General features: G+C 71.2%; 13 protein-coding genes. 7 read left to right on the forward strand and 6 right to left on the reverse strand.

Annotated elements, in window-relative coordinates; genetic code table 11:
- Positions 1-256: 256 nt before the first annotated feature.
- Genes Air01nite_RS24085 through Air01nite_RS24105 form a run of 5 tightly spaced genes read right to left on the reverse strand, consistent with a single transcriptional unit; the run spans position 257 to position 4,746 of the window.
- Positions 257-1,108 carry an ABC transporter permease gene (locus Air01nite_RS24085; RefSeq protein ID WP_203705433.1) on the reverse strand — a complete coding sequence of 284 codons (852 nt, stop codon included), beginning with the start codon at positions 1,106-1,108 and terminating at the stop codon, positions 257-259.
- Positions 1,105-2,094, reverse strand: a complete 990-nt coding sequence (locus Air01nite_RS24090) for an ATP-binding cassette domain-containing protein (protein WP_203705435.1) — start codon at positions 2,092-2,094, stop codon at positions 1,105-1,107. The genes Air01nite_RS24085 and Air01nite_RS24090 overlap by 4 nt, the downstream gene beginning before the upstream one ends.
- Positions 2,095-2,119: 25 nt before the next feature.
- Positions 2,120-2,686: an NADPH-dependent FMN reductase gene (locus Air01nite_RS24095; RefSeq protein WP_203705437.1), complete on the reverse strand. Its 567-nt coding sequence runs from the start codon at positions 2,684-2,686 to the stop codon at positions 2,120-2,122.
- 55 nt (positions 2,687-2,741) lie between these two features.
- Positions 2,742-3,086, reverse strand: a complete 345-nt coding sequence (locus tag Air01nite_RS24100; protein ID WP_203705438.1) for an ArsR/SmtB family transcription factor — start codon at positions 3,084-3,086, stop codon at positions 2,742-2,744.
- Positions 3,087-3,123: 37 nt separating this feature from the next.
- Positions 3,124-4,746: an ABC-F family ATP-binding cassette domain-containing protein gene (locus tag Air01nite_RS24105; protein WP_203705440.1), complete on the reverse strand. Its 1,623-nt coding sequence runs from the start codon at positions 4,744-4,746 to the stop codon at positions 3,124-3,126.
- 422 nt (positions 4,747-5,168) lie between these two features.
- Between Air01nite_RS24105 and Air01nite_RS24110 the strand changes: the two genes are divergently transcribed.
- The 4 genes from Air01nite_RS24110 to Air01nite_RS41635 all read left to right on the forward strand — a co-directional run bounded on the left by Air01nite_RS24110 (position 5,169) and on the right by Air01nite_RS41635 (position 7,668).
- Positions 5,169-5,921, forward strand: coding sequence for an ROK family protein (locus Air01nite_RS24110; protein ID WP_203705442.1), 753 nt, complete (start codon positions 5,169-5,171; stop codon positions 5,919-5,921).
- Positions 5,922-5,941: 20 nt separating this feature from the next.
- Positions 5,942-6,307: a tetratricopeptide repeat protein gene (locus Air01nite_RS24115; protein WP_203705443.1), complete on the forward strand. Its 366-nt coding sequence runs from the start codon at positions 5,942-5,944 to the stop codon at positions 6,305-6,307.
- Complete coding sequence (locus Air01nite_RS24120) at positions 6,304-6,558, forward strand: Smr/MutS family protein (RefSeq protein WP_203705444.1); 255 nt, start codon at positions 6,304-6,306, stop codon at positions 6,556-6,558. Before Air01nite_RS24115 ends, Air01nite_RS24120 begins: the two co-directional genes overlap by 4 nt.
- Positions 6,559-6,654: 96 nt before the next feature.
- A complete protein-coding gene (locus tag Air01nite_RS41635; RefSeq protein ID WP_275408304.1) occupies positions 6,655-7,668 on the forward strand; it encodes a hypothetical protein in 1,014 nt (337 codons plus the stop codon).
- Here the strand turns inward: Air01nite_RS41635 and Air01nite_RS24130 are convergent.
- Entirely contained in the window at positions 7,665-10,067 is a 2,403-nt protein-coding gene (locus tag Air01nite_RS24130; protein ID WP_239090924.1) for a M28 family peptidase, read from the reverse strand. The two genes, Air01nite_RS41635 and Air01nite_RS24130, sit on opposite strands and share 4 nt — an antisense overlap.
- A gap of 167 nt (positions 10,068-10,234) precedes the next feature.
- Between Air01nite_RS24130 and Air01nite_RS24135 the strand changes: the two genes are divergently transcribed.
- Genes Air01nite_RS24135 through Air01nite_RS24145 form a run of 3 tightly spaced genes read left to right on the forward strand, consistent with a single transcriptional unit; the run spans position 10,235 to position 13,484 of the window.
- On the forward strand, positions 10,235-11,434 hold the full coding sequence (locus Air01nite_RS24135; RefSeq protein ID WP_373310457.1) for a PP2C family protein-serine/threonine phosphatase: 1,200 nt from the start codon (positions 10,235-10,237) through the stop codon (positions 11,432-11,434).
- Positions 11,431-13,035, forward strand: coding sequence for a sensor histidine kinase (locus Air01nite_RS24140; protein ID WP_203705445.1), 1,605 nt, complete (start codon positions 11,431-11,433; stop codon positions 13,033-13,035). The genes Air01nite_RS24135 and Air01nite_RS24140 overlap by 4 nt, the downstream gene beginning before the upstream one ends.
- Positions 13,032-13,484 (forward strand): response regulator, encoded by a 453-nt coding sequence (locus tag Air01nite_RS24145; RefSeq protein WP_203705446.1) that lies wholly within the window; start codon positions 13,032-13,034, stop codon positions 13,482-13,484. The genes Air01nite_RS24140 and Air01nite_RS24145 overlap by 4 nt, the downstream gene beginning before the upstream one ends.
- Positions 13,485-13,487 lie beyond the last annotated feature (3 nt).

Consider the following 13,487-nt stretch of genomic DNA (forward strand, 5'->3'; position numbering starts at 1 on the left):
ACTGGGTGTGGGCTGGCGGGTGGGTTGTGGGTTCGGCTCTGCGGAGCGGGCATGCAAGCGAGTGTGTCCGGGCCTCCGCGGACCCGGCAAGCAAGCGAATGCGGGCCAGCGGCCTCGGCCGTGGGCCGTGCCCACGCGGACCCGGCAGACCAAGGCGGTGGGCGGCGCGGCTACCGGTCCCGGTTACCGCGGACCCCCACCGGACAAACAAAGAGCGGCCCCGCGCCCAAGCGCGAGGCCGCTCCAAGGGGCCCGGTCAGCGGCGGTTGTAGCGGTACATCGTGAGGAAACCGAAGACCACCACGAAGCCGGCGCTCCACAGGAACGTCCACATGATGCTCGTCGCGTCCGGGGAGCCGCTCATCACCGAGCGGATCGCGTCCACCAGGTGAGTGATCGGGTTGACCTTCACGAACGCCTGCAGCCACCCCGGCATAGTTGACGGCTCGACGAAGACGTTGCTCAGGAAGGTCAGTGGGAACAGGACCAGCATGCTGACGCCCATGACGGACTTCTCGCTGCGGAGGATCAGGCCGAACATCGTCCAGACCCACGAGAACGCGAACGAGAAGACCACCAGCAGGCCGATGCCGGCCAGTACGCCGATCACGCCGCCGTCTGGGCGGAAGCCCAGGATCAAGCCCACGCCCAGGATGACCAGGGCCGCCAGGATGTAGCGGAGGACGTCGCCGAAGATCATGCCGACCAGGGCTGATGGGCGCCAGACCGGCAGGGTGCGGAAGCGGTCGAAGACGCCCTTCTCGATGTCCGTGTTGAGGCCGATGCCTGTGTACATCGTGATCATCACGACGCTCGTGACCATGATGCCGGGCAGGAAGAACTGGAGGTACGCGGACGCGCTGCCGGCGATCGCGCCACCAAAGAGATAGGTGAACATCAGCGTCATGATGATCGGGAACGCCGTGACGTCGAAGAGCTGCTCCGGTACGTGCTTGATCTTCAGCATCGCCCGCCAGCCGAACGTCACCGAGGACGACCAGGCGCTTGGCCTTGGCGGTCGGGCACCGGGCGCGAGGACCGCACCCAGCGTCTCCGGGGACGGCACGTAGACGGTCTGCAGGTCAGAAGAGGTGGCTGCGGTGCTCATCGGGCGGTCTCCAATTCAGCAGAAGCGGGGTGGTCGGTCAGCGCCAGGAACACCTCGTCGAGGCTCGGCTGGCCGAGGGAGAAGTCGTCGACGACGATGCCGGCGGCGGCCAACTCGGACAGCGCCCGCGCGGCCTGCGTGCTCGCCTCGAAGTCGGAGCCCTCGACCCGCGCCGTCAGCGACACCGGGTCCGCATCCGGCTCGACCGCCGCGCCCAGCGCCCGGGCCAGCACCTCCTGTGCCTTGGTCCGCGTCGCGGCGTCCCGCAGTCGCACGTGGACCGTGCCCGAGCCGATCGACGACTTCAGCTCGCCGGGCGTACCGTCGGCGATCACCTTGCCGTGGTCCACCACGGCGATCCGGGACGCGAGGCGGTCGGCCTCGTCCAGGTACTGCGTGGTCAACAGCACCGTCGTGCCGTGCGCCACGACCGAGCGGATGATGTCCCACACCTGATTGCGGCTGCGCGGGTCGAGGCCGGTCGTCGGCTCGTCGAGGAACAGCAGCTCAGGCGTGTTGAGAATGCTGGCCGCGATGTCGATCCGGCGCCGCATGCCGCCCGAGTACTTCTTGACCTGCCGGTCGGCGGCCTCGGTCAGCCCGAACGCGGCGAGCAGCTCGTCCGCGCGGGCCTTCGCGGCCGGCTTGCGGTGCCCGAGCAGCCGGCCGATCAGGATCAGGTTCTCGACGCCCGTCAGGTCCTCGTCGACCGACGCGTACTGGCCGGTCATGCTGACCTTGGCGCGCACGGCACTGGCCTCGCGCACCACGTCGTGCCCGAACACCGTCGCCGAACCGCCATCGGGGCGGGTCAACGTGGCCAACACCCGGACGGCGGTGGTCTTGCCGGCACCGTTGGGGCCCAACAAACCATAGACACTGCCAGCGGGTACGAGCAGGTCGATGCCGTCGAGTGCCCGGGTATCGCCGAACGTCTTCACCAAGCCCTTCGCTTCGATCGCGGGGGCGCTGGGGTGGTCGCTCATGGTGGTTCCCTCCGTGTTGAGTTGCCTAAGAGACATAGGGGCGGGCGGCCCGGCCGGCGCGCAGCGTGACGCCCCACCAGCAGAGCTGGTCGAGCAGCACCTGCGCGGCCTGGACGGGTGTGTCCTCGGCCAGCCGCCGGTCGAGGTCGTCGTGGCCGAGCAGGTCGACGCCGACCCAGTCGCGCACCGTCACCGCGTGCAGAGCGGTGAAGACCGTGCGGAGCTGCTCGACCGCGTGCTGCCCGACCGACCGGCAGCCGTACGACACGAAGCCGACCGGTTTGGCGTGCCACTCGTCGTACGCGAAGTCGATCGCCTGCTTGAGCGAGGCCGGAAAGCTGTGGTTGTACTCCGGTGTGACCACGACGAACGCGTCGGCGCGGTCGACCTCGGCGGTGAACGCCGACATCTGCGGCGTGGCCCGAGCGGGGTAGTCGGCGGGGAAGGCGTAGTCCGCGAGATCGACGACGGCGGCCGACACCTCGCGGCGCAGCCCGGCCTGTGCCACGAACCACCCGGCCACCCGGTCACCGACCCGACCCTCGCGGGTGCTGCCGATGATCACCGCCAACCGCAACGGCGCCTCGATCATGGTGACCACCTCCCCTCTCACGAAGGAAGGCGCGAGACGCCCCGCTAGATCGGATCTAGCGATCCTCGGAAGAGGGACGGCGCTCCCGCCGCCCGCGCGCCAGCTCGGTCGAAAGCGCGTCCAGCCGTTGCGACCAGAACCCCCGGTATCGCTCCAGCCACGCGTCCACCTCGCGCAACGGGGTGGCGTCGACCGCGTACAGGCGCCGGGTCCCGGCCGCGCGCACGGTGGTGAAGCCGTTGTCGCGGAGCACCCGCAGGTGCTGCGAGACGGCCGGTTGCGAGATGCCGAACTCCGCCTGAACGACGGCGCCGATCTCGCCGGCCGCCAGCTCCCCGTCGGCCAGCAGCTCCAGGATCCGCCGCCGCACGGGGTCGCCGAGGACGTCGAAGGCGTGCACGTCTCGACTGTCTAGCAGCGGGTTATATAAGTCAAGCCTAAAGTTCGGACACGCGCCCGGCGGACACGGCCAGGCGACGGTTGACCCGCACCGCGTCCAGCATCCGGCGGTCGTGCGTGACCAGCAGCAACGTGCCCGGGTAGCCCTCCAGCGCCGACTCGAGCTGCTCGATCGCCGGGAGATCAAGGTGGTTGGTCGGCTCGTCGAGCACCAGCAGGTTGACCCCGCGGGCCTGCAGCAGGGCCAGCCCGGCCCGGGTGCGCTCGCCCGGCGAGAGCGTGGCCGCGGGGCGCAACACGTGGTCGCTGCGCAGCCCGAACTTGGCCAGCAGGGTCCGCGACTCCTCGGGAGCCATGTCCGGCACGGCGGCCCGGAACGCGTCGACCAGCGGCGAAGCACCGACGAAGGCGCCGCGGGCCTGGTCGACCTCGCCGACCACCACGCCCGGCCCGAGATGCGCGGAGCCGGCGTCCACCGGCAGGCGGCCCAGCAGCGCGGCCAGCAGCGTCGACTTCCCGGAGCCGTTGGGCCCCGTGATCGCGACCCGGTCGGCCCAGTCGATCTGCAGGTCGACGGGACCGAGGGTGAACGAGCCACGGTGGACGGTCGCGCCGCGCAGCGTGGCCACCACCGCGCCGGCCCGGGGCGCCGCGGCGATCGTCATCCGCAGCTCCCACTCCTTGCGCGGCTCCTCAACGACGTCCAGGCGCTCGATCAGGCGCTCGGTCTGCCGCGCCTTGGCGGCCTGCTTCTCGGTCGCCTCGGCGCGGAACTTGCGGCCGATCTTGTCGTTGTCCTTGGACTTGCGCCGGGCGTTGCGGACGCCGTGTTCCATCCAGTTCCGCTGGGTACGCGCCCGCGCCTCCAGGTTGGCCTTCGTCTGCGCGTAGTCCTCGAACGCGTCCCGGGCGTGCTGGCGGGCGACGGCGCGCTCGTCGAGATACGACTGGTAGCCGCCGCCGAAGAAGTTGACCTGCTGCTGGTGCAGGTCGAGCTCGAGCACCCCGGTCACCGTGCGCGCGAGGAACTCGCGGTCGTGGCTGACCAGCACGGTGCCCGCGCGCAGCCCGGTGACGAACTCCTCGAGCCGGGCCAGGCCCGCCAGGTCGAGGTCGTTGGTCGGCTCGTCGAGCAGGAAGATGTCGTAGCGGCTGAGCAGCAGCGACGCGAGCCCGGCCCGGGCCGCCTGGCCGCCGGAGAGCGCGGCCATCGGCAGCTCGGGAGAGAAGCCAAGATCAATCTCGGCGAGCCGTTCGTCGAGATCCGCGCCGCCCAACGCAAGCCAACGATCAAGGGCGATCGTGTACGCCTCGTCGGCGCCCACCCGGCCCTCGGTGAGCGCCGCGGTCGCCTCGTCGAGGGCCGACTGTGCCGCCGCCACACCGGTGCGCCGACCCAGGAAAGCGGCGACCGTTTCGCCCGGCCGCCGGTCCGGCTCCTGGGGGAGATAGCCCACCGTCGCTGTCGGCGGGTTGAGCGCGATGGTGCCCTGCTCGGCCGGGATCAGCCCGGCGAGCGTCCGCAGCAAGGTCGACTTGCCGGCCCCGTTGGGCCCGACCAGGCCGATCACGTCGCCGGGAGCGACAACGAGGGAAAGGTCGGTGAAGAGGGCCTTGTCGCGGTGCCCGGCGGCAAGGTCTTTGGCGATCAGCGTGGTCATGGCGCGGAAATGTTATCCGGCTGACTCTCTGTCCGTCCTCAGGTATCACGACGTTGCCGCGTCGCGATGGCTTCCGGCTGGGTCTTTGTCGGTCCTCAGGTATCGCGATGCTGCGGCGTCGGGATGGCTTCCGGCTGGGTGTCTGTCAGTCTTCAGGTATCGCGATGCTGCGGCGTCGGGATGGCTTCCGGCTGGGTGTCTGTCGGTCCTCAGATATCACGATGCTGCCGCGTCGCGATGCCTTCCGGCTGGGCCTTGTCCGTCCTCAGGTATCACGACGCTGCCGCGTCGCGATGGCTTCCGGCTGGGTCTCTGTTCGTCCTCAGGCGTCACGATGCTGCCGCGTCGCGGTGAATTGCGGTCATCCACCGATCTTCCGCTCCGTTTAGGCGCGACGCGGCGCTGACCGGCAGACTGAGCGGGTGGTGACGACGTTGGCGATCGACTGCGGGGGCGGCGGGATCAAGGCCTCGGTGCTCGACGAGGCGGGCACGATGCGCGCCAGGCCGCTGCGCGTGCCGACGCCGTACCCCCTGCCGACCGCGCTCTTCGTCAAGACCCTTCTGGATCTTGGCGCGCGGCTGCCCACGGCCGACCGGGTCACGGTGGGCATGCCGGGCATGATCCGGCACGGCGTGGTCGTGGCGACGCCGCACTATGTGACCAAATCCGGTCCGCGTACGAAGGTCGACCCGGACCTGGTCGCCGACTGGAGTGGTTTCGACGCGCAGGCCGGGCTGGCCGAGGCGTTCGGCACGCCCGTGCTCGTGCTCAACGACGCCGAGGTGCACGGTGCGGGTGTGGTCGCCGGGGCAGGTCTGGAGCTCGTGATCACGCTCGGCACCGGGCTCGGCTGCGCCCTCTTCGACGGTGGCGCGCTCGCGCCGCACCTGGAATTCTCCCAGGCACCGGTGCGTTGGGGCATGAGTTACGACACGTACATCGGCGAGCACGAACGGCGCCGGCTGGGCGACGCGTTCTGGTCGCGGCGGGTCCGCACCGTGGTCGAGGGACTGCGGCCGGTCTTCCTCTGGGACCGGCTCTACCTCGGCGGAGGCAACTCCCGGCTGATCCGCCCGGAGCAGCTGGCCCGGATGGGTGACGACGTGGTCGTGGTGCCGAACACTGCCGGCATCCTCGGTGGTGTGCGGTCGTGGTCGCTGCGGCGACCCTGAGTGAGAAGGTGGAGGTGACAATGGATCTCCTGGAGGAGTACCGCCGGGCGACCCTGTTCTTCGAAGCCGGCGACCCGACCGGCGCGGTGCGGCTGCTGGAGCCGATCGTGGCGGCGGAGCCCGACAACGCGTCCGTGCGGCAGTTGCTGGCCCGCGCCTACTTCCAGACGGCCCAGTTGGGTCGCGCCGAGGAGCAGTTGCGGGCGCTGGTGGAGCGTGACCCGAGCGACCACTACGCGCACCACGTGCTGGGCCGCACCCTGGAGCGCCAGGGCCGGCAGGCGGAGGCGCTGACCCACCTGCGGATCGCCGCGGCGATGCACGCCGACCACCGCGACTATGCCGAGGCGCTGCAGCGGGTCGAATCGAAGGTCAACCCCCGGTGAAGCTCAAGCTCGACCTGCACGACATCTACAACCGCGGCACGGACATCGACCGGGCGCTCCGCGGGATCATCGACGAGGCCGTGGCCAAGAAGGCCACCCTCGTCGAGATCATTCCTGGCAAGGGTTCCGGCGCGCTGAAGAAGAAGGTGCTGCGGTTCCTCGACCAGAAGGACGTCAAGCAGCTCTACCACCGGGTCGAGAAGGATTCGAAGAACTTCGGCCGCCTTTTCGTGCACTTCAGGTGGAAGTAGGCAGAGTCGCTGGAAATAAGCGATTTCCCCCATTTGGCCCGCGAGTAGGGCACCATCGGACATGGGTGCGTCTCATGTCTGATTCGGGGGAACGGGATGAGGAGACGATCGCTGCGGGTCGCGTTGGCGGCAGCGGCTGTTGGTGGGCTCGCCATCGCGGTGCCGACCGCCGTCGGCGCGACAATGCACGTCAAGCTGCCCACCTTCGTCGAGGCCGGGAGCTGGGTCGCGCCCGGGCGCGGGTCACCGAGCCCGACGCCGACCCCGACTCCGACGCCCACACCCACTCCGACGCCGACCGCCAGCCGGCTGCCGACCGGGTCCGTCGACCTGACCGAGCCGCACGCGGATCCGGTGCCGGTCGTCCCACCGGCCAACGAGCTTCCACCCAGCAGCGGGGACTACGCGGTGCCCAACGGTGAGCTGCCGATCGGCGGCATGGCCGACAGCGGCCCGACAATGGGCTACGGCGACGGCGGCGCGCTGCCGACCGACCCCTACGCATACTCGGGCGGCAGCGGCACGGTCTACAGCGACCCAGGCCCCTTGCCCGGCGACAGCGGCTTCTACGGCGACGGCGGCGCCTACAACAACGGCGGCACCTACAGCGACAGCTACGGCTACAGCGACGGCGGCGGCTACCCGAGCAGCGGAGGCTACAGCGACAGCTACAGCGACGGTGGCGGTTACAGCGACGGCGGCGGCTACAGCGACGGCGGCGGCTACAGCAGCGGCGGCGCCATGGGCGACCGCGGCGACCTCGCCGATGGCGGCGACACCGCGACGACTGCCCCTACCGGGAATCCGATCGCGGCGGCCACCAACCCCGCGACGGGCCTGAACGCCAGCGGCTGGGGCTCGGGCACCTCGGCGGACACAGAGAACGGTCCGAAGCCGCGGTCCTCCGAACCGCAGTCGGGCACGGCCGGCGGCCCAGACGCCAGCGCGGCACCCGCCGTGGTCACCCTCAAGGCCGAGGACGGCAAGCTCACCAGCGGCCTAGGCCTGGCCGCGCTGGCCACCGTCCTGGCGATCGCCGGAGTCGCCATGGCCCTGCTCCTCCGGCGCCGGCGCACACCCCGCGTGATGGGCCGCCACCGCGCCGCCTAGAAGGAGTAAGTCTTGGCCACCAGCACGAGTTCGGAGCTGTGGCTGCCGACGATGCCGACGCCGGCCGGGCGGGGGCGGAAGCCGGGCAGGCTCTCCAGCCCGTCGCTGCCGTCCTCGACCCGCAGCCGGACCGGCCCGGTGCCGGTCGGGCGCAGGGCCAGTTCGACCTCGAACCCGTCCGCCGGCGGTGCGTGGAAGATCAACCCGAACGACCACGGCCCGGACTGCTCGACCGGCAACGCGAACCCGCCGGTCGACGCCCGTTCCACAGTGGCCGTAGCCCCGTCGACGTGCAGCGCCGCCAGCCGGACCTGCCGCTGCGGCACGACCTTCAACCGCAGCGTGCGCACCCCGCCCGACGTCGCGTCGGACACCACGGTCACCGCCGCGGCCGGCAGGGAAGCCGCCTGCGCCGGCCCGGTCCGCACCGGCTCGGAGCCCACCTCCGGGAACGCCTTCCCGATGTCCTCGGTGGACCCCACATAACCGGCGGTCCACTCCTGCGGCGAGGTCTCGTAGCTGACCCAGCGCGCCTGCCCGTTGTCGGCGTCCAGCGCGTACATGAGATGGGTCGGGATCGGGTGCGCCGCGTCGAACCGGTCGACCGCGAACGCCGAACCACCCACCGCCAGCGTCGCCACCAGGGCCAGCACCGGCACACCGAGGCCGATCCGGCGGGCGTGCAGCGCCACCAGCCCGCGCTGCCCGCCGCCCTCCGGCAGCAGCAGGTCGAGCACCGGCAAGGCGGCCAGGCCGAGCAGCGTCGCGAACAGCGCGCCGACCCCGCCCATCGCCATCCCGAGCGCCGGGAAGAGCAGGACCACCGTCGGCACCAGGATCACGACGCCGACCGCCGCGCCCAGAGTCAGCGGGACCACCGAAAACGCACCGCGCAGCCGCAGCGCCACGATGCCGCCGAGAGCCCCCGCCAGCGCCGGCAGAGCCGCGAGATAAGACCCACCAGGCGTGAGCGCCGCCAGCACCAACCCGAGCACGGCCAGCCACGCCAGCCCGCCAACGGCCAGCGCGGCCGGGCCGATCCGCCGCCGCAGCAACGCGTACCAACTGATCAGAACGGTCGCGGCGAGCAGCACGACGGTGAGCCGCCACAAACCGGGCCGATAGGGATCGAGCAGCGACGCGTACCCAGGCCGCAGCGCGGTCACCAGCACCCAGAGCAACTGGGCGGCCAGCGGCGCCAGCACGATCGGCACCAGACCCAGCCCGAAGCCGCCCGCCACGCGACCCCACGACGCCCGCCCGCTGCGCACGGTGAGCACCGCCAGCCCGAGCACGAGCAGCAGCGCGACGGCCGCCAACGGCCAGGTCAGCCAGCCCGGGTAGACGACCAGCGTGCCCGGCACAGGGAAGTAGGTGGCGTCGCCGCCGGCCCGCAGGTCGGCGAGGTCGGTCCCGCCGAACGCCCGCGCCAGCCCCAACGCGTTCTCGCCGTGCTGTTGCAGCGTGCGCCGGTCGACGGAGGCCGGTGTGTCCAGCGGCGTGTGGTAGATCGCGCCGCCGTCGATGTAGGCCGAGTTGAGGCCGACGAAGTCGTTGCCCAGGAACGCGGTGAAGTCGGTGTCGTTGGGCAGCAGCCGGTAGACCTCGACGGCGAACGACGTGCCGACCGGGTGCGGCGCCGAGCGCGCGAAGACGTCGACCAGCTTGGCGTTGTCCCGCGAGGTCTCGAACATGATCACCGGGCCGGTGCTGCCGCGGGCTTCGAGGTTGAGCACGACCCCGCCGTCGGAGGCCAACGGGTGCGCCGAGGCGAACACGAGCGCGCCGCACAGGCACGCCTCCTCCGCGTCGGTCAACACGAACACCACGTTGTTGCGCAGCGGCACGCCGGCGCTCAGCGCGCGAGCGACCTCGACGATCGACGACGTGCCCGCGCCGTCGTCGTTGCCGCCCGGGCCGACCTGCACCGAGTCGTAGTGCGCGACCAGGAAGACCGTGCCGGTCGGGTTCGTGCCGGGCCACTCGGCGACCACGTTGCGAACCCGCGCGACGGCCGCCGCGCCGGAGCTGCCGCTGAGGTCACCGGCCTCGCCGCCGACCGTGTCCTGCACCGACGTGCGCAGTCCGAAACCTGACAGCGTACGCACCAGGTAGTCACGCACCGTGTCGTTAGCGGTGCTGCCCGCGACGTGCGTCCGCCGCGCGATGGTGTCGATGTGCGTAGCGGCGCGCGTGGCGCTGAACGTCGAGGGAGGCGCCGACGCCGGTGCCGGGGCGGGTGGGCGGATGTCGAGCAACGAGGCGACGCCGATGGCGGCGAGGACAACCACGGCCACGAGCGCGGTCAGCGCGCGCCGTGCGGGCCGGGCGAACGCCCGGTCGGCCGCCTCGCGGACCGGTGCGGCCGGCGCGCTCGGCTCCTGCGTTTCTGCGGACACCCACGTCTCCTTCGCCCAAAGTGAGAACACCTTAGATCCACGGCGTGAACCGCGGGCGGGTCTGCCTGGCACGGTGGGTGCACGGTGCCATACGGTTGCACACCGCAGGGTCAGTTGAGTGGGGGCAAGCAGCGGTACGAGAGGGTGGTGACGTGACCGACCACAGGGTGGCAGCCGTCGCGGTGCCGCCCCAGGCTGCCGGCACGGGGCGCGAACGCTCCGTGCGGCGCCTGCGCGTGCTGCTCATCGAGGACGACGACGCCGACGCCTTCCTGGTCGGCGAGCTGCTCGACGAGGCCGACGCGGCCGTCGACCTGGTCAACGCCAAGAGCCTGGCCGAGGCCCGCCCGCTGATGGCCGGCGCCGACTGTGTGCTGCTCGACCTCGGGCTCCCCGACGCGCAGGGCCTCGACGGTTTGCGCCAGGTGCTCGCGCAGTCCGGCGGTGCCGCGGTCTGTGTGCTCACCGGCCGCCAGGACGAGCACCTCGGTGTCGTCGCGGTCGCGGAAGGCGCCCAGGACTACCTGGTCAAGGGCCAGGTCGACGGCGTGCTGCTGACCCGCGCGCTGCGCTACGCGGTCGAGCGCAAGCGGGCCGACGACGACGCGCTGCGGCTGCGCGAGGTCGAGCTGCGCCAGGCCGAGTCGGCCCGCCTCGAACGCGGGCTGCTGCCCCGCCCGCTGATGGAGACAGACCGGATCACGGTCCACCCGTTCTACCGGCCCGGCCGGCACGCGGCGTTGATCGGCGGCGACTTCTACGACGTCGTGCAGAGCACGCCCGACCGTGTCGACCTGATCGTCGGCGACGTCTGTGGCCACGGTGCCGACGAGGCCGCGCTCGGCGTGATGCTCAGGGTCGCCTGGCGCGCGCTGGTGCTGGCCCGGGTGCCGGACGACGCCGTGCTGCCCGCGCTGGAGCAGGTGCTGATCAGCGAGCGCCGGCTGCCGGAGACGTTCACTACCGTGGCCACCGTGCGGGTCGACCTGGCGGCCAACCGGGCGACCGTGCGGCTCGCCGGCCATCCGCCACCCTTGCTGTTGAGCAACGGTACTGTCACCCCGGTGCCCGCCCCCGGCGGGCTGGTGCTCGGCGTCGCGCCGCGCCCGCCGCGCGCCTACGAACTGGAGCTCGACAGCGATGACTGGTCCCTGCTGATGTACACCGACGGCCTCATCGAAGGGCGCGTCGGCGCCGGCGACGAGCGCCTCGACGTGGCGGGCCTGGTCGAGCTGGTCCAGGCGGCGCGCGGTGTGCCGCTCGTCGACCTGCCCGCCTGGCTGGTCGGCCGCGCCGAGGACGCCAACGGTGGCCCGTTCGCCGACGACGTCGCGATGCTCCTGGTCAGCGCCGGCGGTGGCCGGTGAAGACGTGGACCCTGCGCCGCCGGTTGGTGGCCCTCACCGCCGTGGTCGGCGTCCTGCTGGTGCTGATCGCCGTGGTCGCCGCCGGGGTCGCCGCGCAGAACCGCAACCATCTCGACACGCTGCTCGACAAGACCGGCCCGCTGCGGACCAGCACGGCCGGCCTGCAGACCGCGCTCGTCAACCAAGAGACCGGCATCCGCGGGTACGCCGTCAGCGGCAACCGCAGCGACCTCGAGCCCTACACCAGAGGTCTCGCGTCCGAGCGCGAGTTGGTCGAGTTCATGCGGCCGCTGCTGCGCGACGACCCGGAGATCGCCGGCCAGCTCCAGCGGGTCGAGGAGCAGGCCGCCGCGTGGCGGTCGAGCGTCGCCCAGCCGGTGCTGTCGGCGCCCGACATCACCACCGCCCGCGGCTACATCGACGACGAGGCGCGGGTGCGCTTCGACGAGCTGCGCACCTCGCTCGACGAGCTGCAGCGGCAGATGCTGGTGCTCCGCGACAACGCCGCCGACAAGGCCCGTGACACCGGCAACACCCTGGTGTTCCTGCTGGTCGTGGCCGCCGCAGTGATCGTCGTGGCGGGCGTCGCCCTGCTGTTGTCGCTCAACCGGGCGGTGATCGGCCCCGTCACCGACCTGGCCGACCAGGTGCGCGACGTGCGCGCGGGCGACTACCAGCGGAAGATCACCGGCGTCGGGCCGCCGGAGCTGAGCCGGCTCGCCGCCGACATCGACGCGATGCGCCAGCAGATCGCCGCCGACCTGGCCGAGGTGGGCGCGGCGCGCGAGCGCGTCGAGTGGGTCAACAACCAGCTTCAGCGCCAGGCCGAGGAGCTCATCCGGTCCAACCGTGACCTGGAGCAGTTCGCCTACGTCGCGTCGCACGACCTGCAGGAGCCGCTGCGCAAGGTGGCCAGCTTCTGCCAGCTGCTCCAGCGCCGCTACGCCGGCCAGCTCGACGAGCGGGCGGACCAGTACATCGCGTTCGCGGTCGACGGCGCGCAGCGGATGCAGCGGCTGATCAACGACCTGCTGGCGTTCTCCCGCATCGGCCGGGTCAACACCGGCTTCGTCGAGGTCGACCTCGACCGGGTGATGGCCGAGGTGAGCAGCCAGACCGAGAGCGCACGCGAGTACGCCGAGGGTGAGCTGGTCTTCCACGACCTCCCGACGGTGCTGGGCGAAGAAGCCTTGCTGACGAACCTGCTGACCAACCTGGTCAGCAACTCGATCAAGTTCCGGCGCCCGGGTGTGCCGCCCCGGGTCGAGGTCTCCGCGCGCCGGGTCGGCGACGAGTGGGAGATCAGCTGTGCCGACAACGGCATCGGCGTCGAGCCCGAGTTCGCCGACAAGATCTTCGTGATCTTCCAGCGGTTGCACTCCAAGGACGCGTACCCCGGCACCGGCATCGGGCTGGCCATCGCCAAGAAGATCGTCGAATATCACGGTGGCCGGATCTGGGTCGACGTGGACACCGCCGAGGGCACGGTCATCCGCTTCACCCTTCCGGTGCTGGCGGAGGACCCGCCCGGCGGAGACCAGCCACCGGCACAGGCCGAACCCACCCATGACACGACCGAGGCGAAGGAAGTGGCGGCATGACGGCACCTGCCGACGGCAAGAGCCCCATCGAGGTGCTCCTTGTCGAGGACGACCCGGGCGACGTGCTCATGACGCAGGAGGCGTTCGAGGAGCACAAGCTGCGCAACCGCCTGACCGTCGTGTCGGACGGCGCGGAGGCGCTGGCCTACCTGCGGCGCGAGGGCCAGTACGCGGACGCGGTCGCACCCGACCTGATCCTGCTCGACCTCAACCTGCCCCGCCGGGACGGTCGCGAGGTGCTCGCCGAGATCAAGAAGGACGACGAGCTCTGCCGGATCCCGGTGGTGGTGCTGACCACCTCCGCCGCCGACGAGGACATCCTGCGCAGCTACCAGCTGCACGCCAACGCCTATGTCACCAAGCCCGTCGACTTCGAACGCTTCATCTCGGTCGTACGGCAAATCGACGAGTTCTTCGTCAGTGTGGTCAAGCTCCCCCCGCGCAACTGAAAG

Source organism: Asanoa iriomotensis (assembly GCF_016862515.1).
Classification (GTDB): domain Bacteria; phylum Actinomycetota; class Actinomycetes; order Mycobacteriales; family Micromonosporaceae; genus Asanoa; species Asanoa iriomotensis.